This window comes from Streptomyces sp. NPDC002138 (genome assembly GCF_040296485.1).
Classification (GTDB): domain Bacteria; phylum Actinomycetota; class Actinomycetes; order Streptomycetales; family Streptomycetaceae; genus Streptomyces.
The window spans coordinates 40637-64710 of record NZ_JBEOXE010000017.1 but is presented as its reverse complement, the minus strand read 5'-3'; the positions used below and the strand labels follow the sequence as shown (position 1 = coordinate 64710).

The 24074-nt window shown below is 73.4% G+C and carries 18 protein-coding genes; 6 read left to right on the top strand and 12 right to left on the bottom strand.

The window, feature by feature from the left end:
• Positions 1–39 precede the first annotated feature (39 nt).
• From ABT084_RS13945 to ABT084_RS13920, 6 genes are all read right to left on the bottom strand, one after another.
• Complete coding sequence (locus tag ABT084_RS13945) at positions 40–960, bottom strand: siderophore-interacting protein (protein ID WP_351042375.1); 921 nt, start codon at positions 958–960, stop codon at positions 40–42.
• A gap of 75 nt (positions 961–1035) precedes the next feature.
• Positions 1036–2073, bottom strand: a complete 1038-nt coding sequence (locus ABT084_RS13940; RefSeq protein ID WP_351042372.1) for an ABC transporter substrate-binding protein — start codon at positions 2071–2073, stop codon at positions 1036–1038.
• Positions 2074–2254: 181 nt separating this feature from the next.
• Positions 2255–3415 carry an acyl-CoA dehydrogenase family protein gene (locus ABT084_RS13935; protein ID WP_351042369.1) on the bottom strand — a complete coding sequence of 387 codons (1161 nt, stop codon included), beginning with the start codon at positions 3413–3415 and terminating at the stop codon, positions 2255–2257.
• Between the two features lie 4 nt (positions 3416–3419).
• Positions 3420–4340 (bottom strand): hydroxymethylglutaryl-CoA lyase, encoded by a 921-nt coding sequence (locus ABT084_RS13930; protein ID WP_351042522.1) that lies wholly within the window; start codon positions 4338–4340, stop codon positions 3420–3422.
• Between the two features lie 11 nt (positions 4341–4351).
• Entirely contained in the window at positions 4352–6436 is a 2085-nt protein-coding gene (locus ABT084_RS13925; RefSeq protein ID WP_351042367.1) for an ATP-binding protein, read from the bottom strand.
• A gap of 23 nt (positions 6437–6459) precedes the next feature.
• A complete protein-coding gene (locus ABT084_RS13920) occupies positions 6460–8076 on the bottom strand; it encodes a carboxyl transferase domain-containing protein (RefSeq protein WP_351042364.1) in 1617 nt (538 codons plus the stop codon).
• A 91-nt stretch (positions 8077–8167) separates the two neighbouring features.
• Between ABT084_RS13920 and ABT084_RS13915 the strand changes: the two genes are divergently transcribed.
• A complete protein-coding gene (locus tag ABT084_RS13915) occupies positions 8168–8749 on the top strand; it encodes an SACE_7040 family transcriptional regulator (protein WP_351042361.1) in 582 nt (193 codons plus the stop codon).
• A gap of 80 nt (positions 8750–8829) precedes the next feature.
• Positions 8830–9630, top strand: a complete 801-nt coding sequence (locus ABT084_RS13910; RefSeq protein ID WP_502968930.1) for a phosphatase — start codon at positions 8830–8832, stop codon at positions 9628–9630.
• Positions 9631–9657: 27 nt separating this feature from the next.
• Here ABT084_RS13910 and ABT084_RS13905 read toward each other — a convergent pair whose 3' ends face one another.
• On the bottom strand, positions 9658–10503 hold the full coding sequence (locus ABT084_RS13905) for an SDR family NAD(P)-dependent oxidoreductase (protein WP_351042356.1): 846 nt from the start codon (positions 10501–10503) through the stop codon (positions 9658–9660).
• 93 nt (positions 10504–10596) lie between these two features.
• On the opposite strand from ABT084_RS13905, the gene ABT084_RS13900 reads away from it, so the two are divergent.
• Positions 10597–11058, top strand: a complete 462-nt coding sequence (locus tag ABT084_RS13900) for a MarR family winged helix-turn-helix transcriptional regulator (protein WP_351042353.1) — start codon at positions 10597–10599, stop codon at positions 11056–11058.
• Between the two features lie 395 nt (positions 11059–11453).
• On the opposite strand, the gene ABT084_RS13895 is transcribed toward ABT084_RS13900, so the two are convergent.
• From ABT084_RS13895 to ABT084_RS13875, 5 genes are all read right to left on the bottom strand, one after another.
• Positions 11454–12389: a cation diffusion facilitator family transporter gene (locus ABT084_RS13895; protein WP_351042350.1), complete on the bottom strand. Its 936-nt coding sequence runs from the start codon at positions 12387–12389 to the stop codon at positions 11454–11456.
• A gap of 27 nt (positions 12390–12416) precedes the next feature.
• On the bottom strand, positions 12417–13295 hold the full coding sequence (locus ABT084_RS13890; protein WP_351042347.1) for an acyl-CoA thioesterase: 879 nt from the start codon (positions 13293–13295) through the stop codon (positions 12417–12419).
• A gap of 35 nt (positions 13296–13330) precedes the next feature.
• Positions 13331–14488, bottom strand: coding sequence for an acyl-CoA dehydrogenase family protein (locus ABT084_RS13885; RefSeq protein ID WP_351042344.1), 1158 nt, complete (start codon positions 14486–14488; stop codon positions 13331–13333).
• Positions 14489–14624: 136 nt separating this feature from the next.
• A complete protein-coding gene (locus ABT084_RS13880) occupies positions 14625–15113 on the bottom strand; it encodes a hypothetical protein (RefSeq protein WP_351042341.1) in 489 nt (162 codons plus the stop codon).
• Positions 15114–15175: 62 nt separating this feature from the next.
• On the bottom strand, positions 15176–16594 hold the full coding sequence (locus ABT084_RS13875) for a PucR family transcriptional regulator ligand-binding domain-containing protein (protein WP_351042339.1): 1419 nt from the start codon (positions 16592–16594) through the stop codon (positions 15176–15178).
• A gap of 145 nt (positions 16595–16739) precedes the next feature.
• Here ABT084_RS13875 and speB point away from each other — a divergent pair, with 145 nt between their 5' ends.
• The 3 genes from speB to ABT084_RS13860 all read left to right on the top strand — a co-directional run bounded on the left by speB (position 16740) and on the right by ABT084_RS13860 (position 23989).
• Positions 16740–17708, top strand: coding sequence for an agmatinase (gene speB, locus ABT084_RS13870; RefSeq protein WP_351042336.1), 969 nt, complete (start codon positions 16740–16742; stop codon positions 17706–17708).
• A 46-nt stretch (positions 17709–17754) separates the two neighbouring features.
• On the top strand, positions 17755–19443 hold the full coding sequence (locus ABT084_RS13865; protein ID WP_351042333.1) for a thiamine pyrophosphate-binding protein: 1689 nt from the start codon (positions 17755–17757) through the stop codon (positions 19441–19443).
• A gap of 685 nt (positions 19444–20128) precedes the next feature.
• The gene (locus ABT084_RS13860) at positions 20129–23989 is read left to right on the top strand and encodes an ABC transporter ATP-binding protein (protein ID WP_351042330.1); all 3861 of its coding nucleotides are present in this window, start codon (positions 20129–20131) and stop codon (positions 23987–23989) included.
• Positions 23990–24074: the final 85 nt, after the last annotated feature.

Sequence of the window (24074 nt, the reverse complement as noted above, 5' to 3'; positions counted from 1 at the left end):
GGCCCCGGCCGGAAGCCGGGGCCCTTCTCATGTCACCTGCTAGAGCGCGGAGTCGGGCTCCTCGCTGGGGGACTCGCCCGCGTACGCCTCGGCGAGCAGCTGCTCCTCGGTCCTGCCGAGCCGCCAGTAGCCGGTGAAGCGCACCGCGCGCCGGTCGACGGAACGTTCCCGCACGAGGTGGCGGCGGACCGCGCGCACGGTGCCGGCCTCGCCCGCGATCCAGGCGTACGGGGCCTCGGCGCCCGGGAGTCCGGCCGCCCGCAGCACGTCCAGCACCCGGTCGGTGCGCCCGGGCCCCGGATCCGCGCGGACGATCCAGGTGATGTCGGCGTCCGCCAGGGTCGGCAGCACGATCCGGTCGTCCTCGTGCGGCACTTCGAACCAGGCCTTCACCCGGGCGCCGTCCGGCAGCCGGTCCAGGATCGCCGCGGCCGCCGGCAGCGCGGTCTCGTCGGCGTACATCAGGATCGCGTCGGTGCCCGGGGGCGGCTGGAACCGGACGGACTTGTTCTCCGCGACGGCCGGACCGATCGCCAGGATCCTGCGGCCCGACACCGCCCTGCCCGCCCAGGAAGAGGCCGGGCTGCCCTCGCCGTGCAGGACGAAGTCGATGTCGACCTCGTCCGCGCCCTCCGGTGTACGCCGTTGCTCGCGCACGGTGTACGAGCGCATCACCGGACGCTCCTCGTCCGGCATCGCGCGCCAGGCGCCGAACCAGGTCTCCTCGTCCGTGGACGGGAGCGTGGTGTGGTCCTGGTGGGGCTGCGGGAGGAAGAGCGAGAGGCTCTGGTCGTAGCCCCCGGAGCGGAAGTCCGCGAGGGACTCGCCGCCGAAGGTGACGCGCAGGAACGAGTGGCCGAGGCGCCGGGTGCGCAGCACTTCCAGCGCGAAGAACCGGAAGTGGGCGACGGCGGCGGCCGGGGCCTGGGCCTGGGCCTGGGCCGGTGCGGTGGCGGTCATGCGGTGGGTCCCCCCTGGGAGTCGGTGCGTACGGCGGTCGGGGTCCGGCGGTCGGGCGGCCCCGGTGGTCCGGGCTCAGCCCAGCTTCTTGGCCTTCTCGATGGAGGCGGCGAGGTCCTCGACGAGCTTGGCGGCCTTGTCGTACGAGTAGATCGGCTCGGTGACACGCGGGATGACCTGGCCCGCCTTGACGGCCGGCAGCTCGTTCCAGGTCGGCTTCGCCTTGAGGGCGTCCGGCTGGAGGGTGGCGCTGCGGTTGTCGAGCATGATCACGTCGGCCTTGTACTTGCCGGCGTTCTCCCAGCTGAGGCTCTCGAAGAAGCCGCCCGCGTCCAGCTTCTCGGGGTTGACGAACTCGACGCCCAGCTCCTCGAAGAACCTGAGGTCGGCCGAGGTCTTCGCGGTGGAGACGTAGAACATCTGATCGGCGCCCGAGCCGACGAGCACCTTGACGCCCGGGTTGGCCTTGGTGGCCGCGCGCAGCTTGGCGGAGGCCGCCTCGAAGCGGGCCTTCGCGTCGACGACGTTCTTGGCGTTCATGTCGGCGCCCAGGGACTTGGCCAGCTCGGCCATCCGCTCCAGCGGCTTGGTGAGGCTGACGTCACCGCCCACGGAGATCGCGGCGGCCGGGGCCAGCTTCAGGATCTTGTCCTTGGAGGCCTCGGGGACGTACCAGTACGTGCCGTCCCAGGTGTTGGTGAGGAGCAGGTCGGGCTGCAGGGACGCGTACTTCTCGACGTTGAACTGGTCGTAGACGTTGCCGAGGACCTCGACCTTGGAGACGTCCATCGAACCGGCCTGCACGTCCGGCTTGCCGTCCGGCAGGGTCGTCGGGCCGAACACGCCCTTGACCGGGATGCCGTAGTCGTGGAGCGCGGCGGCCGTGCCGGTGAAGGCGACGATGTTCTTCGGCCTGGCCTTCAGGGAGACGGTCTTGCCGAGGTCGTCCTTGAACGTCCAGGCGCCCTGGGCGGCCCCCGCCTTGTCCGTGTCGCCCTTCTCCGCTTTCGCGTCGGAACCGCCGCACGCGGTGAGCGCGGCGACCAGGCCGAGGGCGCCACCCGCGGCGATCAGGCCACGACGGGTCAGGAGGGAGGATCGGGACTTGGGCATGTGGGTGTCCGCTTTCGTGCGTCGCAGGGGCCCCTCTGGGCCGTTCGCAACGAAGGTTAGCCTAACCTCACTCCCTCCGGGTAAGGGGGTCCTAAGCAGGCCGCCGGAACGCGGTCCGGCGCCCGCCGCGGGTGCGACGGACGCCGGTGAGCGGGGGCGCGAACGCGCCGGTCGGGTGCGGTCAGCCGGAGAAGCCCAGCTCACGGGCGATCAGCATGCGCTGGACCTCGCTGGTGCCCTCGCCGATCTCCAGGATCTTGGAGTCCCGCCACATCCGGGCCACGGGGTACTCGTTCATGAATCCGTATCCACCGTGGATCTGGGTGGCCTCGCGGGCGTTGTCGACGGCGACCGTCGAGGAGTACAGCTTCGCGAGCGCCGCCTCCTTCTTGAACGGCTCCCCGTGCACCAGCCGGGACGCCGCGTCGCGCCAGCCGAGGCGGGCCATGTGGGCGCGCATCTCCATGTCCGCCAGCTTGAACTGGATGGCCTGGTTGTCGCCGATCGCGCGGCCGAAGGCGTGCCGCTCCTTGGCGTACTTCACCGACTCGTCCACGCAGCCCTGGGCCAGGCCCGTCGCGAGCGCGGAGATGGCGATCCGGCCCTCGTCGAGGATGCGCAGGAACTGGGCGTAGCCGCGGCCCTCGGCGCCCACCAGGTTCGTGAGCGGCACCCGCACGTCGGCGAAGGACAGTTCGCGGGTGTCGGAGGAGTTCCAGCCGACCTTGGAGTACGGCGCCGCCACCGTGAACCCGGGGGTTCCCGACGGCACGATGATCGAGGAGATCTCGGGGCGGCCGTCGGGCTTGCGCCCGGTGACGGCGGTGACCGTCACCAGGCCGGTGATGTCGGTGCCGGAGTTGGTGATGAAGCACTTCGACCCGTTGATCACCCACTCGTCGCCGTCGCGGACGGCCGTGGTGCGGGTGCCGCCCGCGTCCGAGCCGCCGTCCGGCTCGGTCAGGCCGAAGGCGCCGAGGATCTCGCCGGAGCACATCCGCGGCAGCCACTCCCGCTTCTGCTCCTCGGTGCCGAACAGGTGGATCGGCATGGCGCCGAGCGAGACACCCGCCTCCAGGGTGATGGCGACGGAGGAGTCGACGCGGGCCAGCTCCTCCAGGGCGATGCCGAGGGCGAGGTAGTCGCCGCCCATGCCGCCGTACTCCTCCGGGAAGGGCAGCCCGAACAGGCCCATCCGGCCCATCTCGCGGACGATCTCGTACGGGAACTCGTGGCGCTCGTAGAGGTCGCCGATCTTCGGGGCGACCACGTCGTGCGCGAACGCCTCGACGGTGCGCCGCAGTTCCTCGTGCTCGGGGGTGAGCCGGTGGTCGAGGGCCATGGTTCTACTGCTCCTTGTGGGAGAGGGCTTTGACGGTGCGGGAAGGGCTGGGCCGGCCCAGCTGTTCGGCCATCCACACGCTCGTGGCGGTGAGGGCGGCCAGATCGACCCCGGTCTCGATGCCGAGGCCGTCGAGCATCCACACGAGGTCCTCGGTGGCGAGGTTCCCGGTGGCGCTCTTCGCGTACGGGCATCCGCCGAGGCCGCCCGCGGAGGCGTCGACGGTGGCGACGCCGTGCTGGAGCGCGGCGAGGGTGTTGGACAGGGCCTGTCCGTAGGTGTCGTGGAAGTGGACCCCGATCCGGTCGGTGCCCACGCCCTCCTCGTTCAGTGCGGACAGCAGGGCCTGGACGTGGCCGGGGGTCGCGACGCCGATGGTGTCGCCGAGGCTCAGCTCGTCGCAGCCCAGGTCGAGCAGGGCCTTGGCCACCTTGACGACCTGGTGGACCGGGACCGCCCCCTCCCACGGGTCGCCGAAGCACATCGAGAGGTAGCCCCGGACGTGCGCCCCTTCCGCCGTGGCGCGGGCGACGACCGGCTCGAACATGGCGAGGGACTCGGCCACGGTCCGGTTGAGGTTGCGGGCGGCGAAGGTCTCCGTCGCGGAGCCGAAGACGGCGATCCGCCGCGCGCCGAGGGCGAGGGCCCGGTCCAGGCCGCGCTCGTTGGGCACGAGGACGGGCAGCGCGGCGTCGACGTCGGACAGCAGCGGGAACAGGTCCTCGGCGTCGGCCAGCTGGGGCACCCACGTGGGGTGGACGAAGCTGGTCGCCTCGATCGTGGTCAGGCCCGCCGCGGCGAGGCGGTGGATGAACTCCGCCTTCACCGCGGTGGGGACGGCGGTCTTCTCGTTCTGCAGGCCGTCGCGGGCGCCGACCTCGTGGATGCGGACCCGCGCGGGGAGGCCGGCGGCGGGAACGGCCATCGGGAGCCCGTTCACTTGGTCTCCTCCTGTGCGGCGGGGGTGACCACGGCCAGGATCTGGTCCATGGCGACGGTGGTGCCGGGGATGACGTCGAGTTCGGTCACGGTGCCGGCGTGGGGTGCGGAGATGACGTGCTCCATCTTCATCGCCTCGACGACCAGGAGGCTCTGGCCCGCGACGACTTCGTCCCCGACGGCCACCTTCACGACGGTGACCGTGCCGGGCATGGGGGCGGCCAGGGTGTCGGCGCCGGAGCGGCCGCGGCCGGTGAGGGAGGCGGTGACGGGGTCGTGACGCTGGACGTGCCAGGTGTCGCCGTCGCGGCCGATCCAGGTCCCCTCCGGGGAGGTGGCGTGGGTGAAGCGGTGGGTGACGCCGTCGAGTTCGAGGGTGACGGTGTCGTGGGTGCGGGTGATGGTCCGGCCGCGGGCCGGTGCGCTGGGGCTCCGCCCCAGACCCCGCGCCTCAAACGCCGGCGGGGCTGAGTTCGGCTCCGGGTCGGCGATGAGTAGCTCTGTGCCGGTGGACGAGGGGCGGGTGCGAACCTCTACCGGGTCCTGGCCGGGGAGGCGGAAGTGGTGGATCGTCCAGGCCGGAGTGCCCCCCAGGCGCCAGCCGTTGGGGATGTCGAAGGGATCCACCCACGCTTTCAGCCCGTCCGGCGATTGAGGACCGGGGTCCGGGGCGGAGCCCCGGTTCAACAGCGCGGCTGCCGCGTAGACCTCGTCCGGGACCCCCTCCGGGAGGAGCTCGGCGAGGTCCCGCTCGACCAGCCCGGTGTCCAGGTCGCCCGACACCACGTCCGGGTGCGCCAGCAGGCGGCGCAGGAACCCGGTGTTGGTCTGGACGCCCAGGATCACCGTGTCCGCGAGCGCCGCCCGCAGGGTGCGCAGGGCACTGGCCCGGTCCGGCCCGTAGGCGATGACCTTCGACAGCATCGGGTCGTAGGTGCTGCCGACCGGCACCCCGGCGGTCAGCCCGGAGTCGGTGCGCACCGCGCCGCCGTCCGGCTCGGACAGGGCGAGCACGGTGCCGCCCGAGGGCAGGAACCCGCGCGCCGGGTCCTCCGCGCAGACGCGGGCCTCGATCGCGTGCCCGGTGAGGGTGACGTCCTCCTGGGTGAAGCCCAGCGGCTCGCCGGAGGCGACCCGCAGCTGCCACTCCACCAGGTCCAGGCCCGTCACCAGCTCGGTGACCGGGTGCTCGACCTGGAGGCGGGTGTTCATCTCCATGAAGTAGTACGAGGACGGGTCCCCGCCCGGCACGATGAACTCCACGGTGCCCGCGCCGACGTACCCGCACGAGCGGGCCGCCGAAGTGGCCGCCGCGCCCATCGCCTCGCGCAGCTCGGGGGTCAGCAGGACGCTCGGGGCCTCCTCGATGACCTTCTGGTGGCGCCGCTGGAGCGAGCATTCGCGCTCGCCGAGGTGCACGACGTTGCCGTGGGCGTCCGCCAGTACCTGGATCTCGATGTGCCGCGGGCGGTCGACCCAGCGCTCCACGAGCAGGGTGTCGTCGCCGAAGGAGGAGCGGGCCTCGCGCCGCGCGGCCGCGATCTCCTCGCCCAGCAGCGCCTCGTCGCGCACCAGGCGCATGCCCTTGCCGCCGCCGCCCGCCGAGGGCTTGAGCAGGACCGGCATGCCGATCTCGCGGGACGCGGCGGTCAGCTCGGCGTCGGTGAGCCCGCTGCCGGAGGAGCCGGGGACCACCGGGACGCCCGCCGCCCGTACGGTCTGCTTCGCGCGGATCTTGTCGCCCATCAGGGCGATGGCGGTGGCGGGCGGGCCGATGAAGGCGAGGCCCGCCTCGGCGCAGGCCGCGGCGAAGGCGGCGTTCTCGGCGAGGAAGCCGTACCCGGGGTGGACGGCCTCGGCGCCGGTGCGGCGGGCGGCGTCGATCAGCCGCTCCACCGACAGGTAGCTCTCGGCGGCCGCCGCCGGGCCGATCCGGACGGCCGTGTCGGCCTCCCGTACGTGCCGGGCGTCGGCGTCCGCGTCGCTGAACACGGCGACCGAGCGCACGCCCAGCTCCCGGAGGGTGCGGATGACCCGGACCGCGATCTCGCCCCGGTTGGCCACCAGAACAGTGCTGAACATCGAAGAGGTCCTCACGTCACACATCACATCCGGAAGATGCCGAAAGCCGAGTCGGCCAGGGGCGCGTTGGCACAGGCGGTCAGGGCGAGACCGAGCACCTGCCGGGTCTCCAGCGGGTCGATGACCCCGTCGTCCCACAGCCGCGCGGTGGCGTAGTAGGCGTTGCCCTGCTCCTCGTACTGCGCGCGGATCGGGGCCTTGAAGGCGTCCTCGTCGTCGGCGGGCCACTCCTGGCCCGCGCCCTCGATCTGGTCGCGCTTGACGGTCGCCAGCACCGAGGCGGCCTGCTCGCCGCCCATGACCGAGATCTTGGCGTTGGGCCACATCCACAGGAAGCGGGGGCTGTAGGCCCGGCCGCACATCGAGTAGTTGCCCGCGCCGTACGAGCCGCCGACGACCACGGTCAGCTTGGGGACCCGGGTGCAGGCGACGGCCGTGACCATCTTCGCGCCGTGCTTGGCGATGCCGCCCGCCTCGTAGTCCCGGCCGACCATGAAGCCCGAGATGTTCTGGAGGAAGAGGAGCGGGATCCCGCGCTGGTCGCACAGCTCGATGAAGTGCGCGCCCTTCTGGGCGGATTCGGAGAACAGGATGCCGTTGTTGGCGACGATGCCGACGGGGTGGCCGTGGATCCGGGCGAAGCCGGTGACCAGGGTCTGCCCGAACTCGGCCTTGAACTCCTGGAAGCGGGAGCCGTCCACGACGCGGGCGATGATCTCGCGGGCGTCGTACGGCGTGCGGGAGTCGACGGGGACCGCGCCGTACAGGCCGTACGGATCCACCTTCGGCTCCTCGGGAGCCTCCACCGACCACGGCGGCGCGGCCTTCTGCGGGAGCGTGGCCACGATGTTGCGGACGATCCGCAGCGCGTGCGCGTCGTCCTCGGCCAGGTGGTCGGTGACGCCGGAGATCCGCGAGTGGACCTCGCCGCCGCCCAGCTCCTCGGCCGTGACGACCTCGCCGGTGGCGGCCTTCACCAGCGGCGGGCCGCCGAGGAAGATGGTGCCCTGGCCGCGCACGATGACGGCCTCGTCGCTCATCGCGGGTACGTACGCCCCGCCCGCGGTGCAGGAGCCGAGGACGGCGGCGATCTGCGGGATGCCGGCGCCCGACATGCGCGCCTGGTTGTAGAAGATCCGGCCGAAGTGCTCGCGGTCGGGGAAGACCTCGTCCTGCATGGGCAGGAAGGCGCCGCCGGAGTCGACCAGGTAGAGGCAGGGGAGACGGTTCTCCAGGGCCACCTCCTGGGCGCGCAGGTGCTTCTTGACGGTCATCGGGTAGTACGTGCCGCCCTTGACGGTGGCGTCGTTCGCCACGATCACGCACTCGCGGCCGCTGACCCGGCCGATGCCCGCGATCACCCCGGCGGCGGGCGCGGCGCCCCCGTACATGTCCTCGGCGGCCAGCGGGGCCAGCTCCAGGAACGGCGAACCGGGGTCGAGGAGCGCGTCCACCCGCTCGCGCGGCAGGAGCTTCCCGCGGGCGGTGTGGCGGGCGCGGGCCTTCTCACCGCCGCCGAGGCGGGCGGCGTCGAGCCGGGCCCGCAGCCCCTCGGTCAGCTCGTGGTGGGCGGCCTCGTTGGTCCGCCAGGCCTCGGACGCCGGATCGGCGGCGGTCGTCAGCACTGGTGCCTGCTGCATCGCTCGAGCTCCCTTGCTCGGTTAATGAGCGTTAACGCCTTACGCGCCATAGGTTAACGACCGCTAACGGCCCTGTCTAGAATGGATTCCCATGAGCACCAGAGCGGCCGCCCCCACCCGTCGCGAGCAGATCCTCAACGAGGCCGCTCGTCTTTTCGCCGAGCGTGGATTCCACGGGGTCGGCGTGGATGAGATAGGGGCCGCGGTGGGCATCAGCGGCCCCGGCCTGTACCGGCACTTCGCGGGCAAGGACGCCATGCTCGCCGAGCTGCTCGTCGGGATCAGCGAGCGGCTGCTGACCGGCGGCCGCCGCCGGGTGGCGGAGGCCGAGGCCGGCGACCCCGGCTCCGTGCTGGCCTCGCTGATCGACGGGCACATCGACTTCGCCCTCGACGACCGCGCGCTGATCACCGTCCACGACCGCGAGCTGGACAGGCTGCGGGAGGCCGACCGCAAGCTCGTGCGCCAGCTCCAGCGGCAGTACGTGGAGCTGTGGGTCGAGGTCGTACGGGAACTGCACCCCCTGGTGCCGCAGACGGAGGTGCGGATCTGCGTCCACGCCGTCTTCGGACTGCTGAACTCGACCCCGCACCTGGGGCCGCTGGGCCGCGAGGCCACCGAGTCGCTGCTGCGGCGGGTGGCGCACGGGGCGTTCGGGGCGCTGTCGGGGTGAGCGGGTGGGCCGCGCCGAAGTGGGTGCGCAGAGTTCGCTGGGCGGGACGGAACGGACGCGTCCGGTCCTCCGGCGGCAGAATGGCCCCCATGCCGATAGAGACGTCCGTACCCAGTCGCGCCGAACTCATCGATCACCTGGTCCGTACACGGATCGCGGGACAGGTCGCCACGCCGCGCGAGAACAACCTTTCCCACTACCGCAAGCTCGCCAACGGCGACCGCCACTTCTGGCTGGGCCTGGAGCTGGGCGACCGCTGGACGGACGAACAGGACGTCCTCGCGGTGATGGCCGAGCGCTGCGGGGTCGACGACGACCCGGCGCTGCTCCACGGCCAGGACACCATCGACCCCGAGCTGACCCTGGACGCGCTCGACCGGATGGCGGCGCGGCTGCGCAAGGCCGCCCTCGACCAGCAGCGGGTGCTGTTCGCGACCGGGCACCCGGGCGGGCTGCTCGACGTGCACCGCGCCACGGCGGCGGCCCTGCGGGCGGCCGGCTGCGAGATCGTGGTGATCCCGGCCGGGCTGACCGCCGACGAGGGCTCGGTGTGGCAGTTCGCGGACGTGGCGGTGCTGGAGCGGGGGGCGACCCTGTGGCACACCCATTCGCCGAACCCGATGGCCGCGATCCTGGACGGGCTGGCCGCCGAGGGGCGCGCCCTGCCGGACCTGGTCGTCGCGGACCACGGATGGGCGGGGTGCGCGGCCCAGCGGGGCCTGGACGCGGTGGGGTACGCCGACTGCAACGACCCCGCGCTCTTCCTCGGCGAGGCCGAGGGGACCCTCCAGGTGGCGGTGCCGCTGGACGACCACGTGCGGGACCCGCGGTACTACGACCCGCTGGTGGCGTACCTGCTGGACGCGGCGGGGCTGGCCTGACGCGTCGGCGTCCGGCCATCCGGTGGGTCAGGCGAGCCAGGCCGAGGTGAGGCCCTGGACCGCGGAGCCGTCGAGGTCGGCCAGCTTCGTGGCGACGAAATCGCGGGCCCAGTCGGAGGTCTGGATGCGGAACGGCATCGTCTCGGCGGTCAGCGCCTCGACGATCGGGGCCGCGGCCTCGGCCGAGGTCTGGGCGCTGCCGAAGGACTGCGTCGTGCGCGTGATGTAGGCCTGGAGCGCGGGGGCGTAGGGCCCGGCGGCGGCGAGCAGGGCCGGTACGTCGAGCTGGATGCTGGCGACGAACTCGCTGGCCACCGCGCCCGGTTCGACGACGGAGACCTGGACCCCGGTCGTCGCGGCGACGGGTGCGAGCGACTCCATGAACCCCTCGACGGCGAACTTGGCCGCGCAGTACGCCTCGTTGAACGGCTGGCCGACCACGCCGCCGACGCTGGTCACGGTGATGACCCGGCCGCGGGAGGCGCGCAGGTGGGGGAGCGCGGCCTTGGTGAGCTCGACGACGCCGAAGTAGTTGACCTCCATCGCGGTGCGCACCGGCTCCATGCCGTGCTGCTCGATGGTGCCGACGTACCCGGCGCCCGCGTTGTTGACGACGGCGTCCAGCCCGCCGTGCTCGGCGACGACCTCCGCGACGCAGTCGGCGACTGACCGGGGGTCGGTCACGTCCAGCCGCTTGACCTGGACCAGATCGGCGACGCCCGCCTCGGCGGCGGCCTTGAGCAGGGCGTCGGCCTTGGCGGTGTTCCGCATGGTGGCGACCGTGTGCCAGCCCGCGCGGGCCGTGGCGACGGCGGCGGCGAGGCCGATGCCGGTGGAGGTGCCGGTGATGAGGACGGTCCTGGTGCGGGTCATGGGGGTCTCCGGGGGTAGCTGCGGGGCGTATCGGTGCGTGCACACACACATTATCGATGTGTGTGCGTGCACGCAACCCGGTACCCTGCCCCCATGGCGCACAACGAACTCAGCATGGGCGGGCTCACCCCCCGCGACCACGCCTTCTACGGCCTGGTCTGGGCCGGGACCACCCTCACCGCCCGGGTGGACCAGGCCCTCGTGCGCCGCCACGACCTGCCGTTGTCGTGGTTCGAGGTGATGCTGTGGCTGAACGCCCAGCGGGAGCCGGTCGCGCCGTCCGAGCTGGGTGCCCGCACGCTGCTCAGCCGGAGCCAGGTCTCGCGGGTCGCCGATTCCCTCCAGGCCCGCGGCCTGGTCGAGCGGGTCCCGTCCCCGACGGACGCGCGCTCGGTGCGGATCGCGCTGACCGGGGCGGGGAGGCGGGCCTTCGCGGAAGCCGATGCGACGCGGCGTGAGGCCTTGGCCGAAGCCTTCGATGACCGTCTGGACGACGCGGACATAGCCGCCCTGCAGTCGATCTGGTCCAAACTGAAATCCCCGGGCGGGTCGTAACCCCCTCCCTCGCCCCCGGCGGGCGCCTCAAACGCCGGCGGGGCTGGTGGTGCGGCGCGTGCACGCTACGCCCCTTGCCTCCGGCGGCGCCTCAAACGCCGGCGAGGCTGGAATCAGCTCCGGCGGCGACGGCCCGCCGACCGGGCCGCACCTCAGCCCCGAGCCGGGCGCCGGGCGCGGCCCAACCCGGCTCGGCACTGGCGGCCGGGTGCGGCGCAAGTCAGCCTCGCCGGCGTTTGAGGCGCCGCCGGAGGCGGGAAGCGTCGCCGCACCGGCGGACCGGGCGTGGCCCCATCCGGCCGGGTGCGGCGCAAGTCAGCCTCGCCGGCGTTTGAGGCGCCGCCGGAGGCACGCACAGGGGCGAAGTGTCGCCGCGCCGGCGTGGCGGGGGCCCGTCAGGGGGGTTCCGGTGGCGGCGACGGGGTCGGGTCCAGGTAGACCCGCCGCACCGCGGGCCACCGCTCCCGCAGCTGCGCCTCCGCGTCCTCGCACGCCGCCTCCACCTGCCGCGCCGACGCCAGATCGTGGAAGTCGACCTTCGCCGCGATCAGCACCTCGTCCGGCCCCTGCACCAGCGTGGTGAGCTCCAGAACCGCCTCGATGTGCGGCACCGACAGCAACTCCTCCCGCACCTCCGCCCGAAGGGCCGTCGGCAGCGGCCGCCCGACCAGGTACCGCGCGTTCGAGCGCCCCAGCTCCCACGCCACCCCCACCAGCAGCACCCCGATCAGCAGCGACGCGATCCCGTCGTACGCCCCGGACCCGGTCAGCTGCCCGCCCAGCAGGCCCCCGGCCGCCAGGACGAGCCCGATCAGCGCGGCGATGTTCTCCAGCAGGACCGCCTTCACCGCCGTGTCCGGGGTGTGCTTCACGTACAGCCCCAGCGGCGCCCGCATCCGCGCCGCCTCGCCCTTCATCTGCCGCCAGGCGACCAGCAGCGAGTACCCCTCCAGGACGAAGGCGACCGCGAGGATGACGTACGACAGGGCCGGATTCCCCAGGTCCTCCCCGTGCACCAGCGTGTGGATCCCGTCGTACACCGCGAACACCGCGCCGCCGACGAAGGTCGCGATGGAGGCCAGCAGCGCCCAGATGTACCGCTCCGGCCCGTACCCCAGCGGATGCGCCTCGTCCGCGGGCTTCGCGCTGCGCTTGAGCGAGGCCAGCAGCAGGACCTCGGTCACCGTATCGGCCACCGAGTGCGCGGCCTCCGACAGCATCGCGCTGGATCCGCTGACGATCCCGCCGACCGCTTTCGCCGCCGCGATCCCCAGATTGGTGACCACCGCCACGACGACCGTACCGACGCTCTCGTCACCACTGCTCGACATGAGCCGACCGTACGACGGCCGCCCCGGCTACGCGCGCGGGACGCGCACCACGCCCTCCTGGATGACGGTGACGGCGAGCCGCCCGTCCTGGGTCCAGATCCTGGCCTGGCCGAGGCCCCGCCCGGCGGCGGCCGAGGGGGACTCCTGGTCGTACAGCAGCCACTCGTCCGCGCGGAACGGCCGGTGGAACCACATCGCGTGGTCCAGCGAGGCGCCCACCACGTCGCCCACGGCCCAGCCGCCCCGCCCGTGGGCGAGCAGCACCGAGTCGAGCAGCGTCATGTCCGAGACGTAGGTGGCCAGGCAGGTGTGCAGCAGCGGGTCGTCGCTCTCCAGCTTGCCCGCGGTGCGGAACCACACCTGCGAGCGCGGCTCGACCGGCTCGCCGACGCTGCCCCACGGCGGGACCGTCGCGTACCGCAGGTCCACCGCGCCCCGCGCGTCGATCAGCCGCTCGACCGTGCCCGGGTCGCGGAAGACGTCGCGGTACAGGGGGAGGGACTCGGCGGCCGTCGGCAGGGTCTCCGGATCGGGTGCGTCCGGCATCGCGGCCTGGTGGTCGAGGCCGTCCTCGTACACCTGGAAGGACGCGGAGAGGTGGAAGATCGGCTGTCCGTGCTGGACGGCGACGACGCGGCGCGTGGTGAAGGAGCGCCCGTCGCGGATCCGGTCGACGGAGTACACGATCGGCGCGCCGGGGTCACCGGCGCGCAGGAAGTACGAGTGCAGCGAATGCGCGGTGCGGTCATCGGGCACGGTACGGCCGGCCGCGACCAGGGCCTGGGCCGCGACCTGACCGCCGAAGACCCGCGGTACCAGCGCCGAACGGCTGGTACCGCGGAAGATGTTCTCCTCGATCTGCTCCAGGTCGAGCAGATCGAGGAGCGTCGTCAGTGCCTCGTTCATGAGGGGAAGGGTAAGTCCCTCGTCCCGACGGACCCTTACAGGCCCATCGACTTGGCGATGATCGACTTCATGACCTCGCTGGTGCCGCCGTAGATGCGGTTCACGCGGTTGTCGGCGTACAGGCGGGCGATCGGGTACTCGTTCATGTAGCCGTAACCGCCGTGCAGCTGGAGGCACTTGTCGATCACGCGGTGCGCGACCTCGGTGCAGAACAGCTTCGCGGACGCGGCCTCGGCGGCGGTCAGCTCACCGGCGTCCAGGGCCTCCAGCGCGCGGTCGGCGACGGCCTCGGCGGCGTCCACCTCGGCCTGGCAGGAGGCCAGTTCGAACTTGGTGTTCTGGAAGTGCGCGACCGGCTTGCCGAAGACGGTGCGGTCCGTCACGTACTGCTGGGCGAACCGGACGGCGGCCTTGGCCTGGGCGTACGCGCCGAAGGCGATGCCCCAGCGCTCGGACGGCAGGTTGGCGCCGAGGTAGTAGAAGCCCTTGTTCTCCTCGCCCATGAGGTCCTCGACCGGGACCTTCACGTCGACGAACGCCAGCTCGGCGGTGTCGGAGGTGCGCAGGCCCAGCTTGTCGAGCTTGCGGCCGATCGAGTAGCCCTCGGACTTGGTGTCCACGGCGAAGAGGGAGATGCCGAAGCGGCGGTCGTCCTCGCGCGGGGAGGAGGTGCGGGCGCAGACGATCACGCGGTCGGCGTGGACGCCACCGGTGATGAAGGTCTTGGAGCCGTTGAGGACGTAGTGCGTGCCGTCCTCGGAGAGCTTGGCGGTGGTCTTCATGCCCGCGACGTCGGAGCCGGTGCCCGGCTCGGTCATCGCGAGGGCCCACATCTCCTCGCCGGTGACGAACTTCGGCAGGTAGCGCTTCTTCTGCTCGTCCGTGGAGAGCATCTTGATGTAGGGCAGGGCGAGCAGCACGTGCACGCCGGAGCCGCCGAAGTTCACGCCCGCGCGGGAGGTCTCCTCGTAGAGGACGGCCTCGAACTTGTGGGTGTCCAGGCCCGCGCCGCCGAACTCCTCGGGCACGTTGATGCCGAAGACGCCCAGCTCGCCGAGCTTGTAGTAGAAGTCGCGCGGCGCCTGACCGGCCGCGAACCACTCGTCGTAGACCGGGACGACCTCGGCCTCGATGAAGGCGCGGATCGTCTCGCGGAACGCCTCGTGGTCCTCGTCAAAAACGGTACGGCGCACGGGCCGGCTCCCTTCGGTCGCGGCGGTCCGCCGCCTATGGCTAAGCGCTTGCTCAGATTAAGTTACCGGTGAGTTGTCCCCGCTGTCCAGAGTGGTGCCGGGTGATGCCGGGCACGCTCCGCGGTGCGGTTCTTCCTCAGAATCCGCTGCACACCGCCGAGGCGAAGGGGCCCACGGCGCTCGCCGTGACGGGCGGACCGTCGTCCACCGTCACCGAGCAGGCGGCGGCGCCGCCCTGCGCGCCCAGCGTGACGATGAGCGAGCCGCCCTTGACGTAGCCCTTCGTGGTGATCTCCTTCGTCCACGGCAGGGTCCGGCCGTTGACCTGGCTCGTGGACACGTTCCCGTTGTGCCAGCTCGAATAGGAGATGGTCACGCCGGAGGCCCTGCCCGTCGCCGCGTACGCGATCCGGGCGGGCCGCCCGGCCTCCTGGGACACCTCGTGGACGAAGACGCCGAAGAGGGCCGCGCAGCCGCCGAGCAGCAGCAGGAGGACCCCGAGCAGCACCCACGGCCAGCGGCGGCGCTTGCGGGGGAGGGGCGGGGCCCCGCCCTGCGACGGGTCACCCTGGGGCTGGCGCTGTTCCCACCCCGGCGGCTGCGGGGCGCTGTCCGGTCGGTTCATGTGCCCAGCCTCGCCCGCGGCGCGCCGCTTGTCGCCCCCACGTGCCCCGCGGCTCCGCCGCCTCAGCCGTCCGCCCCCGCGTGCCGGAGCGCGAACCACAGCTCCATCCGGGTGTCCGGGTCGTCCAGATCGGCCGCGAGGAGGACCCCGCAGCGGGCGACGCGCTGGCGGACGGTGTTGCGGTGGACCCCGAGGGCGGCCGCGCTGCGGTCCCAGCTGCCGTGGTGGGCCAGCCAGGCGCGCAGGGTGTCCGCGTGCGCCGGGTTCAGCGGGGCGAGCAGGGCCTCGGCGTGCGCGCGGGCCTCCGCCGGGTCGAGCAGGCCGCCGATGCCGCCCGGGGTGTGCCGGGCCAGCGGGACGCGGGCCGCCTCGGCGCGCTCCAGCGCCCGCCGGGCCTGGGCTCCGGCGGTCCGCAGCCCCGTCGGCCCGGCGGGCGCCCCGACCCCGAGCCGCCAGCCGGGCTGCGGGGCCGGGTCCCGGTCGGTGAGCAGACGTACGCCGTCCTCGCGCGGGTCCAGCAGGACCGTGCCCAGGGCCGCCGCGAGCCCCTGCGGATCCCCGGCCCCGCGGGCGTGGACGGCGTACCAGGGCCCCGGCGCCAGCGCCCCGCCCGGATCCCCGTCGAGCAGCAGCCGGGTCAGGGCGGCCGCCTCCGGGCCCGGCGGCCGGTGCGCGGTCAGCAGTGTCAGCAGTACGGCCGCCACCGAGGCGATGGTGTGGTCCCCGGCGGCCCGGCCGGGCGCGGCCAGCGCGAGGACCGGTACGAGCGCGGACCCGGGCGCCGACCCCGGGCGGCCCAGGGCGTGCACCGCGAGGTGCAGCCCCTCGTGAGTGTCGGTCGCGGTGGCGGCGGCGGGCCCGGGGGCCCCGGGGCCGCTCCCCGCGACGCGGGCGGCCAGCGCGGTCAGGGCCGCGAGCACCCCCGGCGGCGCGGGGCGGCCCGCCGCCTCGCGGACCCCCTCGGCGGTCACCAGGACGGCGTGTCCGTCCAGGACGCCGGCCAGCCGGGACAGTACGGCCGCGACCGGATCGGGCCGGGCCGCGGCGGCGGCCAGCGCCTGCTGGGCCTCGGTGATCCGGCTCAGCTCGCGGGTACGGGCCCGCGCCATCAGCCGCCACACGGCGCGGGCGACCGCCGTGAACGGGGTCCCGGCGGGCACCTCCAGCAGCGGCAGCCCGTGCGCGGCGCAGGCCTCGACCAGCGCGGGCGGCACCTCCGCGTGCACCGGGGTCACGCCGAAGCCGAGGGCCGCCGTGCCGGCGCGGGCGAGCCGGGCGACGTACGCGTCGGGGTCCTCCAGCGCGGCGCCCGCGGTGAGCAGCAGCTCGCCGCCCAGCAGGTACGGGGAGGGGTCGGCCATCTCGGAGGCGTGCACCCCGTGCACCTCGGCCGCGGCGGGCCCGGCGAGGTGGCGCAGCCGCAGCTCCCGCTCCGGCAGCAGCGCGCCGAGCGGGACCGGCGGAGTGGGCGGCGCTTCCATGGATACTCCGTACACATCAGGGATGCTTGATGGATAGAACGTACACTTCGCGCGCCCCGGGTGTCCGTTTACGCTCGAAGCACCGCACTCGCACGACCCGGGACCCAGGACCCAGGACCCAGGACCTTCAGGAAGGGCACCCCCCATGAGCACGCAGCCGCGCGGCCCCGTCGACTCCTCCCGCATCCCGCGCTACGCGGGCCCCGCGACCTTCGCCCGGCTGCCCCGCCTCGACGAGGTCGGCGGCAAGGCGGACGTCGCCGTCGTCGGCGTGCCCTTCGACTCCGGTGTCTCCTACCGCCCCGGCGCCCGCTTCGGCGGCAACGCCATCCGCGAGGCCTCCCGCCTGCTGCGCCCGTACAACCCGGCGCAGGACGCCTCCCCCTTCGCCCTCGCGCAGGTCGCCGACGCCGGTGACATCGCCGCCAACCCCTTCAACATCAACGAGGCCGTCGACACGATCGAGGCCGCGGCCGACGAGCTGATCGGCAACGGCTCCCGACTGATGACCCTCGGCGGCGACCACACCATCGCGCTGCCGCTGCTGCGCTCGGTGGCGAAGAAGCACGGCCCGGTCGCCCTGCTCCACTTCGACGCGCACCTGGACACCTGGGACACGTACTTCGGCGCCGAGTACACGCACGGCACGCCGTTCCGCCGGGCCGTCGAGGAGGGCATCCTCGACACCGAGGCGCTCTCCCACGTCGGCACCCGCGGCCCGCTCTACGGCAAGCAGGACCTGGACGACGACGCCAAGATGGGCTTCGGCATCGTCACCTCGGCGGACGTCTACCGCCGCGGCGCCGACGAGGTGGCCGACCAGCTGCGCCAGCGCATCGGCGACCGCCCGCTGTACATCTCCATCGACATCGACGTCCTGGACCCGGCGCACGCGCCCGGCACCGGCACCCCCGAGGCGGGTGGCATGACCTCCCGCGAGCTGCTGGAGATCATCCGCGGCCTGTCGTCCTGCAACCTGGTTTCGGCCGACGTGGTCGAGGTGGCCCCGGCGTACGATCACGCGGAGATCACCTCGGTCGCGGCCTCGCACACCGCGTACGAGCTGACCACGATCATGAGCCGTCAGATCTCCGCCGCCAGGCAGGGTCGATAAGCACCGCGCGGCGGCGAAAACGAACCCGAAGGGTGAGTAAGCGCACGTGACGCACGACCACGACCTGGTACTCCGTCCCACCGCGGCCCAGACGGCGGCCGCCCTGGCCCCGCCGCCCGGGCGCACGGGCGGGGACCTGGTCGTGGAAACGCTGCGTTCGCTCGGCGCGACCACCGTCTTCGGGCTGCCCGGCCAGCACGCGCTCGGGATCTTCGACGCCGTCGGGCGCTCCGACCTGCGGCTGATCGGGCTCCGGGTCGAGAACAACGCCGGGTTCGCGGCGGACGCGTACGGCCGCCTCACGGGCGAGGCGGTGCCGCTGCTGCTCTCCACCGGGCCGGGAGCGCTGACCGCCCTGCCCGCCCTGGCGGAGGCGGCCGCCGCCTCCGCACCGGTCCTCGCGATCGCCTCGCAGGTGCCGAGCGCGGGCCTGGGCGGCGGGCGGCGCGGGCACCTGCACGAGCTGCGGGACCAGGCGGCCTCGTTCCGGGACGTGGTCAAGTCCGTGCACGTCGCCCGTACGCCGTCCCAGATCCCCTCCGTGATCGCGGAAGCCTGGGAGTCGGCGCTGAGCGCCCCGCACGGCCCGGTCTGGGTGGAGATCCCCGAGGACGTTCTGCGCGCGGAGACCTTTATCCCGCAGGTCACGGGCGTGGACGCGACCCCGCACGAACTCGCCCCGCGCCCTGAGCTGACGGCGCTCGCCGCCCACTGGCTGGAGCGCGCCGAGCGGCCGGTGATCATCGCGGGCGGCGGGGTGGTCCGCTCCGACGCCTCGAAGAAGCTGCGCGAGCTGGCCGAACGCCTGAACGCCCCGGTCGTCACCACCTTCGGCGGCAAGGGCGCCTTCCCCTGGACGCACCCGCTCTCGCTCCAGTCCTGGCTGGAGGACCGTCACATGACGGACTTCCTGGAGGACGCGGACGTCCTGCTGGTGGTGGGTTCGGGCCTGGGGGAACTCTCCTCGAACTACCACACGTTCTTCCCGGAGGGACGGGTCGTACAGATCGAGGCCGACCTCGGGAAGCTGGAGTCCAACCACGCGGGCCTCGGCATCCACGCGGATGCGCGCCTCGCCCTCCAGGCCCTGCTGGAGACGGTCGCCGCGCGCCCCGACCCGTCGGCGCCCGAGCGCGTCCGCTCGGTGCTGGCCGCCGTCGCGGACCGGCTGTCCACCCAGGACGTGGCCCTGGAGCGGTCCCTGCTGACCTCCATCAGGTCGGCCCTGCCGCCGCGCTCGCCGTCCTTCTGGGACATGACGATCCTGGCGTACTGGGCCTGGTCCGCCTTCGACCCGAAGCACCCGAACACCATGCACTCGGCCCAGGGCGCGGGCGGCCTCGGCTACGCGTTCCCGGCGGCCCTCGGCGCCTGCGTGGCCGAGCCGGACACCCCGGTCCTGGCCGTCTCGGGCGACGGCGGGGCGATGTACTCCCTGGCGGAGCTGGCCACGGCCCGCCAGTACGACCTGGACGTGACCTGGCTGATCGTGGACGACGGCGGCTACGGGATCCTGCGCGCGTACATGACGGACGCCTTCGACGGCCGCGCCACGGGCACCGACCTCACCCGCCCCGACTTCGTCGCCCTGGCCGAGTCCTTCGGCGTCCCGGCGGCCACGACCACCCCGGCCACCCTGCGCGAGGACCTGAAGAAGTCCCTGTCCACCCCGGGCCCCTCGGTCCTGGTCCTCCCGGCCACGTTGAAGATGTTCACCCCGACGCACCTGGCCTGACGGCGGCCACCTCGGCCCGGACGGCGAGCGCGGCGACGATGGCGAGCCCCCGGCCGCGCTCCTCGTGTACCCCGGCCGCCCGCGCGGCCAGGACGGGGGCGGGACCGGCGTCCGGACACCACCACCCGCACGAGGCCGTCGCAGCGGGCGAGCCGGACCCGCTCGGTCTGGCGGCCGGGACGCCGGTGGTCCTGATCTGCCGGAGCGGGAACGTGTCCGTGGTCCTTGCCTCCGGCGGCGCCTCAAACGCCGGCGAGGCTGCTTGTGCCGGGCTGGTCTGCCGGTGGGGGAACGTGTCCGTGGTCCTTGCCTCTGGCGGCGCCTCAAACGCCGGCGAGGCTGCTTGTGCCGGGCTGGTCTGCCGGTGGGGGAACGTGTCCGTGGTTCTTGCCTCCGGGGGCGCCTCGAACGCCGGCGAGTGCCGCCCCTGCGACGAGGGCAGCGACCACGCCGCCGCACGGGCGGACCAGCCGAGGCAGATCCAGCCTCGCCGGCGTTTGAGGCGCCGCCGGAGGCAAGGGCCCGCAGGGGCCATCGGCCACCCGCTGCCCCGGGCCCCCGGAACGGCCCAGCCGGCAGGCGCCCCGGCCCGGAAGCCGGTTCGATTGTTGCGGCGGGATGAAATCCGCCGGTCGGGGCGTTGGGGCTTGCGGCAGGGCAGGCAGGACGGACGGGGAGGCATCACGTGGCGGCGGCAGCGGAGAAACAGGGCGGCTGGGGCAGGCGGCTGACCGGATACACCTGGCGCTACAAGGCCAACGTGCTGCTCGCCCTCGGGTCCTCGCTGGGCGGGATGGCCGTCATGGCCCTCGTGCCGCTGGTCACCAAGGTGATCATCGACGACGTCATCGGGAACAAGAGCAAGCCCATGGGCCCCTGGGCCGGGATGCTCATAGGCGCCGCGGTCCTCGTGTACGCGCTGACCTACATACGCAGGTACTACGGCGGCCGGCTCGCCCTCGACGTACAGCACGACCTGCGCACCGACATGTTCGCCACCATCACCCGCCTCGACGGCCGACGCCAGGGCGAGCTGTCCACCGGCCAGGTCGTCGGCCGGGCCACCAGCGACCTGCAGCTCATCCAGGGGCTGCTGTTCATGCTCCCCATGACCATCGGGAACTTCCTGCTCTTCGGGATATCCCTCGCCATCATGCTCTGGCTGTCCCCGGTCCTGACCCTCGTCGCGGTGCTGATGGCCCCGGCCCTGTGGTTCATCGCCAAGCGCAGCCGCAAGAAGCTCTTCCCCGCCACCTGGTACGCCCAAGGCCAGGCCGCCGCCGTCGCCACCGTCGTCGACGGCGCCGTGACCGGCGTACGCGTCGTGAAGGGCTTCGGCCAGGAGGAGCAGGAGACCGGCAAGCTCCGCGAGGCCGGCGGTCGGCTCTTCGCCGGCCGGCTGCGCGCCATCCGGCTGAACTCGCGCTACACCCCCGCCCTGCAGGCCGTCCCCGCCCTCGGGCAGGTCGCGATGCTGGCCCTCGGCGGCTGGATGGCCACCAAGGGCCAGGTCACCCTCGGCACCTTCGTCGCCTTCTCCACCTACCTCGCCCAGCTCGTCGGCCCCGTCCGGATGCTCGCCATGGTGCTGACCGTCGGCCAGCAGGCCCGCGCGGGCGTCGAGCGCGTCCTGGAGCTCATCGACACCGAGCCCGTCATCGAGGAGGGCACGCACGCGCTGCCCGCCGACGCGCCCGCGACCGTCGAGTTCGACGACGTCGTCTTCGGCTACGACCCCGAGCGGCCCGTGCTCGACGGGTTCTCCCTCTCCGTCGCCGCGGGCGAGACCGTCGCCGTCGTCGGCGCCTCCGGCAGCGGCAAGTCCACCGTCTCGCTGCTCCTGCCCCGCTTCTACGACGCCGACCGCGGCGCCGTCCGCGTCGGCGGCCACGACGTCCGCGAGCTGACCTACGACTCGCTGCGCGCCGCGATCGGGCTCGTGCCCGAGGACTCGTTCCTCTTCTCCGACACCATCCGCTCCAACATCGCGTACGGGAACCCCGGCGCCACCGACGCACAGGTCGAGGCCGCCGCCCGCGCCGCCCAGGCCGAGGGGTTCATCGCGGACCTGCCCGCCGGGTACGACACCAAGGTCGGCGAGCAGGGCCTCACCCTCTCCGGCGGCCAGCGCCAGCGCATCGCGCTCGCCCGCGCCATCCTCACCGACCCCCGGCTGCTGCTCCTCGACGACGCAACCTCGGCCGTCGACGCCCGCGTCGAGCACGAGATCCACGAGGCGCTGCGCTCCGTCATGGCGGGCCGCACCACCCTGCTGATCGCCCACCGCCGCTCCACCCTCGCGCTGGCCGACCGGATCGCCGTACTCGACCAGGGGCGGCTCTCCGACGTCGGCACGCACGAGGAACTGGAGGGCAGGTCCGCGCTCTACCGGCGGCTGCTCACCGACCCCGACGCGCTCGGCGCCGGATCGCCCCGCACGTCGGAGGCGGCCACGGTCATCGCCGGCCTGGAACACGACCTCGAGCGCGACCTGGAGCGCGATCTCGAACGGGACCTGGAGCTCGAAGCGGAGATCGACTCCGAGCAGGTCGGCGCCAAGCGCCGGGTCGCCGACGGGGTCACCCCCGAGCTGTGGCGCCGCCAGGAGGAGGCCGACGGGGCGAAGGGGCCCGCCGCCGCGAGCGGCGCCCCCGGCGCGCCCGGAGCCGCTCACTCCATGGCCGGAGCCGTCGCCGGGATGCCGGCCACCCCCGAACTCCTCGCCCAGGTCGCCGCGCTGCCCCCGGCCGACGACACCCCCGACGTGGACGAGGCCCGCGCCGCCGGCGCCGAGCAGAGCTACGGCCTGCGCCACCTGCTCCGCGGCTTCTGGGCGCCGCTCGCCATCAGCCTCGGCCTGGTCGCCCTGGACGCGGGCGCCGGTCTGCTGCTGCCGATCCTGATCCGGCACGGCATCGACCAGGGCGTCGAGCGGCTCGCGCTCGGCGCCGTCTGGGTCGCCGCGGGCCTGGCCCTGGCCGTGGTCCTCACCCAGTGGGCCGCGCAGTTCGCCGAGACCCGGATGACCGGGCGCACCGGCGAGCGCGTGCTCTACGCCCTGCGCGTCAAGATCTTCGCCCAGCTCCAGCGGCTCGGCCTCGACTTCTACGAGCGCGAGCTGACCGGCAAGATCATGACCCGGATGACCACGGACGTGGACGCCCTCTCCAGCTTCCTGCAGACCGGTCTGGTCACCGCCGTCGTCTCCGTCTTCACCTTCCTCGGCATCCTCGTCGCCCTCCTGGTCCTCGACGTCGAGCTGGCCCTGATCGTGTTCGCGACCCTGCCGCTGCTGGTGATCGGGACCGTGGTCTTCCGCCGCAAGTCCGTGGCGGCGTACGAGCTGGCCCGCGACCGGGTCAGCCTGGTCAACGCCGACCTCCAGGAGTCCGTGGCGGGGCTGCGCATCGTCCAGGCGTTCCGCCGCGAGGGCGTCGGCGCCGAGCGGTTCGCCGAGCGCAGCCACTCCTACCGCGAGGCCCGGGTCCGCGGGCAGTGGCTGATATCGGTCTACTTCCCCTTCGTCCAGCTGCTGTCCTCGGTCGCCGCGGCCGCCGTGCTGATCGTCGGCGCGGGCCGGGTCGGGGCGGGCACGCTGACCACCGGCGCGCTGGTCGCGTACCTGCTCTACATCGACCTGTTCTTCGCTCCCGTCCAGCAGCTCTCCCAGGTCTTCGACGGCTACCAGCAGGCCACCGTCTCGCTCGGCCGGATCCAGGGGCTGCTGCGCGAGCCGACCACCACGCCGCTGCCCGCCGAGCCGCGCCCGGTGCCCGCCCTGCGCGGCGAGATCGCCTTCGAGGACGTCCGGTTCCAGTACGGCACGGCCGAGGAGCGCGGCGCCAAGGGCGAGGCCCTGGGCGGCATCAGCCTGCGGATACCCGCGGGCCAGACCGTCGCCTTCGTCGGCGAGACCGGGGCGGGCAAGTCCACCCTGGTCAAGCTGGTCGCCCGGTTCTACGACCCGACCTCGGGCCGGGTCACCGCCGACGGCGAGGACCTGCGCGACCTCGACCTCACGGCGTACCGCCACCGGCTCGGGGTGGTCCCCCAGGAGTCGTACCTCTTCCCGGGGACCGTGCGCGACGCCATCGCCTACGGGCGGCCCGGCGCGAGCGACGCCGAGGTGGAGGGGGCCGCCCGCGCCGTCGGGGCGCACGAGATGATCGCGACCCTGGACGGCGGCTACCTGCACACGGTCGCCGAGCGGGGCCGCAACCTCTCCGCGGGCCAGCGCCAGCTGATCGCCCTCGCCCGCGCGGAACTGGTCGACCCGGACATCCTGTTGCTCGACGAGGCCACCGCAGCCCTGGACCTGGCCACCGAGGGCCTGGTCAACCAGGCCACCGACCGGCTCGCGGGCAAGCGCACCACCCTGGTGGTGGCTCACCGGCTGACCACCGCCGCGCGCGCCGACCGGGTCGTGGTGATGGACCGCGGCCGGGTCGTGGAGGACGGCACCCACGCCGAACTCCTGGCCCGGGGCGGCCGGTACGCGAGCCTGTGGCGGACCTTCGTCGGCGAGGACGAGCACGCCGCCGCCTGACCGCCCGATCGCCCGACCGCCCGCCCCCAGCCGCCCGATCGCCCGACCACCCGGCCCCCCGGATGCCGTTGCCGCCTGCAACCAT

Excerpts from the sequence above, each read along its gene's own strand:
- ABT084_RS13945 (WP_351042375.1), bottom strand. The coding sequence starts at position 960 with ATGACCGCCACCGCACCGGCCCAGGCCCAGGCCCAGGCCCCGGCCGCC.
- ABT084_RS13940 (WP_351042372.1), bottom strand. The coding sequence starts at position 2,073 with ATGCCCAAGTCCCGATCCTCCCTCCTGACCCGTCGTGGCCTGATCGCC.
- ABT084_RS13935 (WP_351042369.1), bottom strand. The coding sequence starts at position 3,415 with ATGGCCCTCGACCACCGGCTCACCCCCGAGCACGAGGAACTGCGGCGC.
- ABT084_RS13930 (WP_351042522.1), bottom strand. The coding sequence starts at position 4,340 with ATGGCCGTTCCCGCCGCCGGCCTCCCCGCGCGGGTCCGCATCCACGAG.
- ABT084_RS13925 (WP_351042367.1), bottom strand. The coding sequence starts at position 6,436 with ATGTTCAGCACTGTTCTGGTGGCCAACCGGGGCGAGATCGCGGTCCGG.
- ABT084_RS13920 (WP_351042364.1), bottom strand. The coding sequence starts at position 8,076 with ATGCAGCAGGCACCAGTGCTGACGACCGCCGCCGATCCGGCGTCCGAG.
- ABT084_RS13915 (WP_351042361.1), top strand. The coding sequence starts at position 8,168 with ATGAGCACCAGAGCGGCCGCCCCCACCCGTCGCGAGCAGATCCTCAAC.
- ABT084_RS13910 (WP_502968930.1), top strand. The coding sequence starts at position 8,830 with ATGGCCCCCATGCCGATAGAGACGTCCGTACCCAGTCGCGCCGAACTC.
- ABT084_RS13905 (WP_351042356.1), bottom strand. The coding sequence starts at position 10,503 with ATGACCCGCACCAGGACCGTCCTCATCACCGGCACCTCCACCGGCATC.
- ABT084_RS13900 (WP_351042353.1), top strand. The coding sequence starts at position 10,597 with ATGGCGCACAACGAACTCAGCATGGGCGGGCTCACCCCCCGCGACCAC.
- ABT084_RS13895 (WP_351042350.1), bottom strand. The coding sequence starts at position 12,389 with ATGTCGAGCAGTGGTGACGAGAGCGTCGGTACGGTCGTCGTGGCGGTG.
- ABT084_RS13890 (WP_351042347.1), bottom strand. The coding sequence starts at position 13,295 with ATGAACGAGGCACTGACGACGCTCCTCGATCTGCTCGACCTGGAGCAG.
- ABT084_RS13880 (WP_351042341.1), bottom strand. The coding sequence starts at position 15,113 with ATGAACCGACCGGACAGCGCCCCGCAGCCGCCGGGGTGGGAACAGCGC.
- ABT084_RS13875 (WP_351042339.1), bottom strand. The coding sequence starts at position 16,594 with ATGGAAGCGCCGCCCACTCCGCCGGTCCCGCTCGGCGCGCTGCTGCCG.
- speB (WP_351042336.1), top strand. The coding sequence starts at position 16,740 with ATGAGCACGCAGCCGCGCGGCCCCGTCGACTCCTCCCGCATCCCGCGC.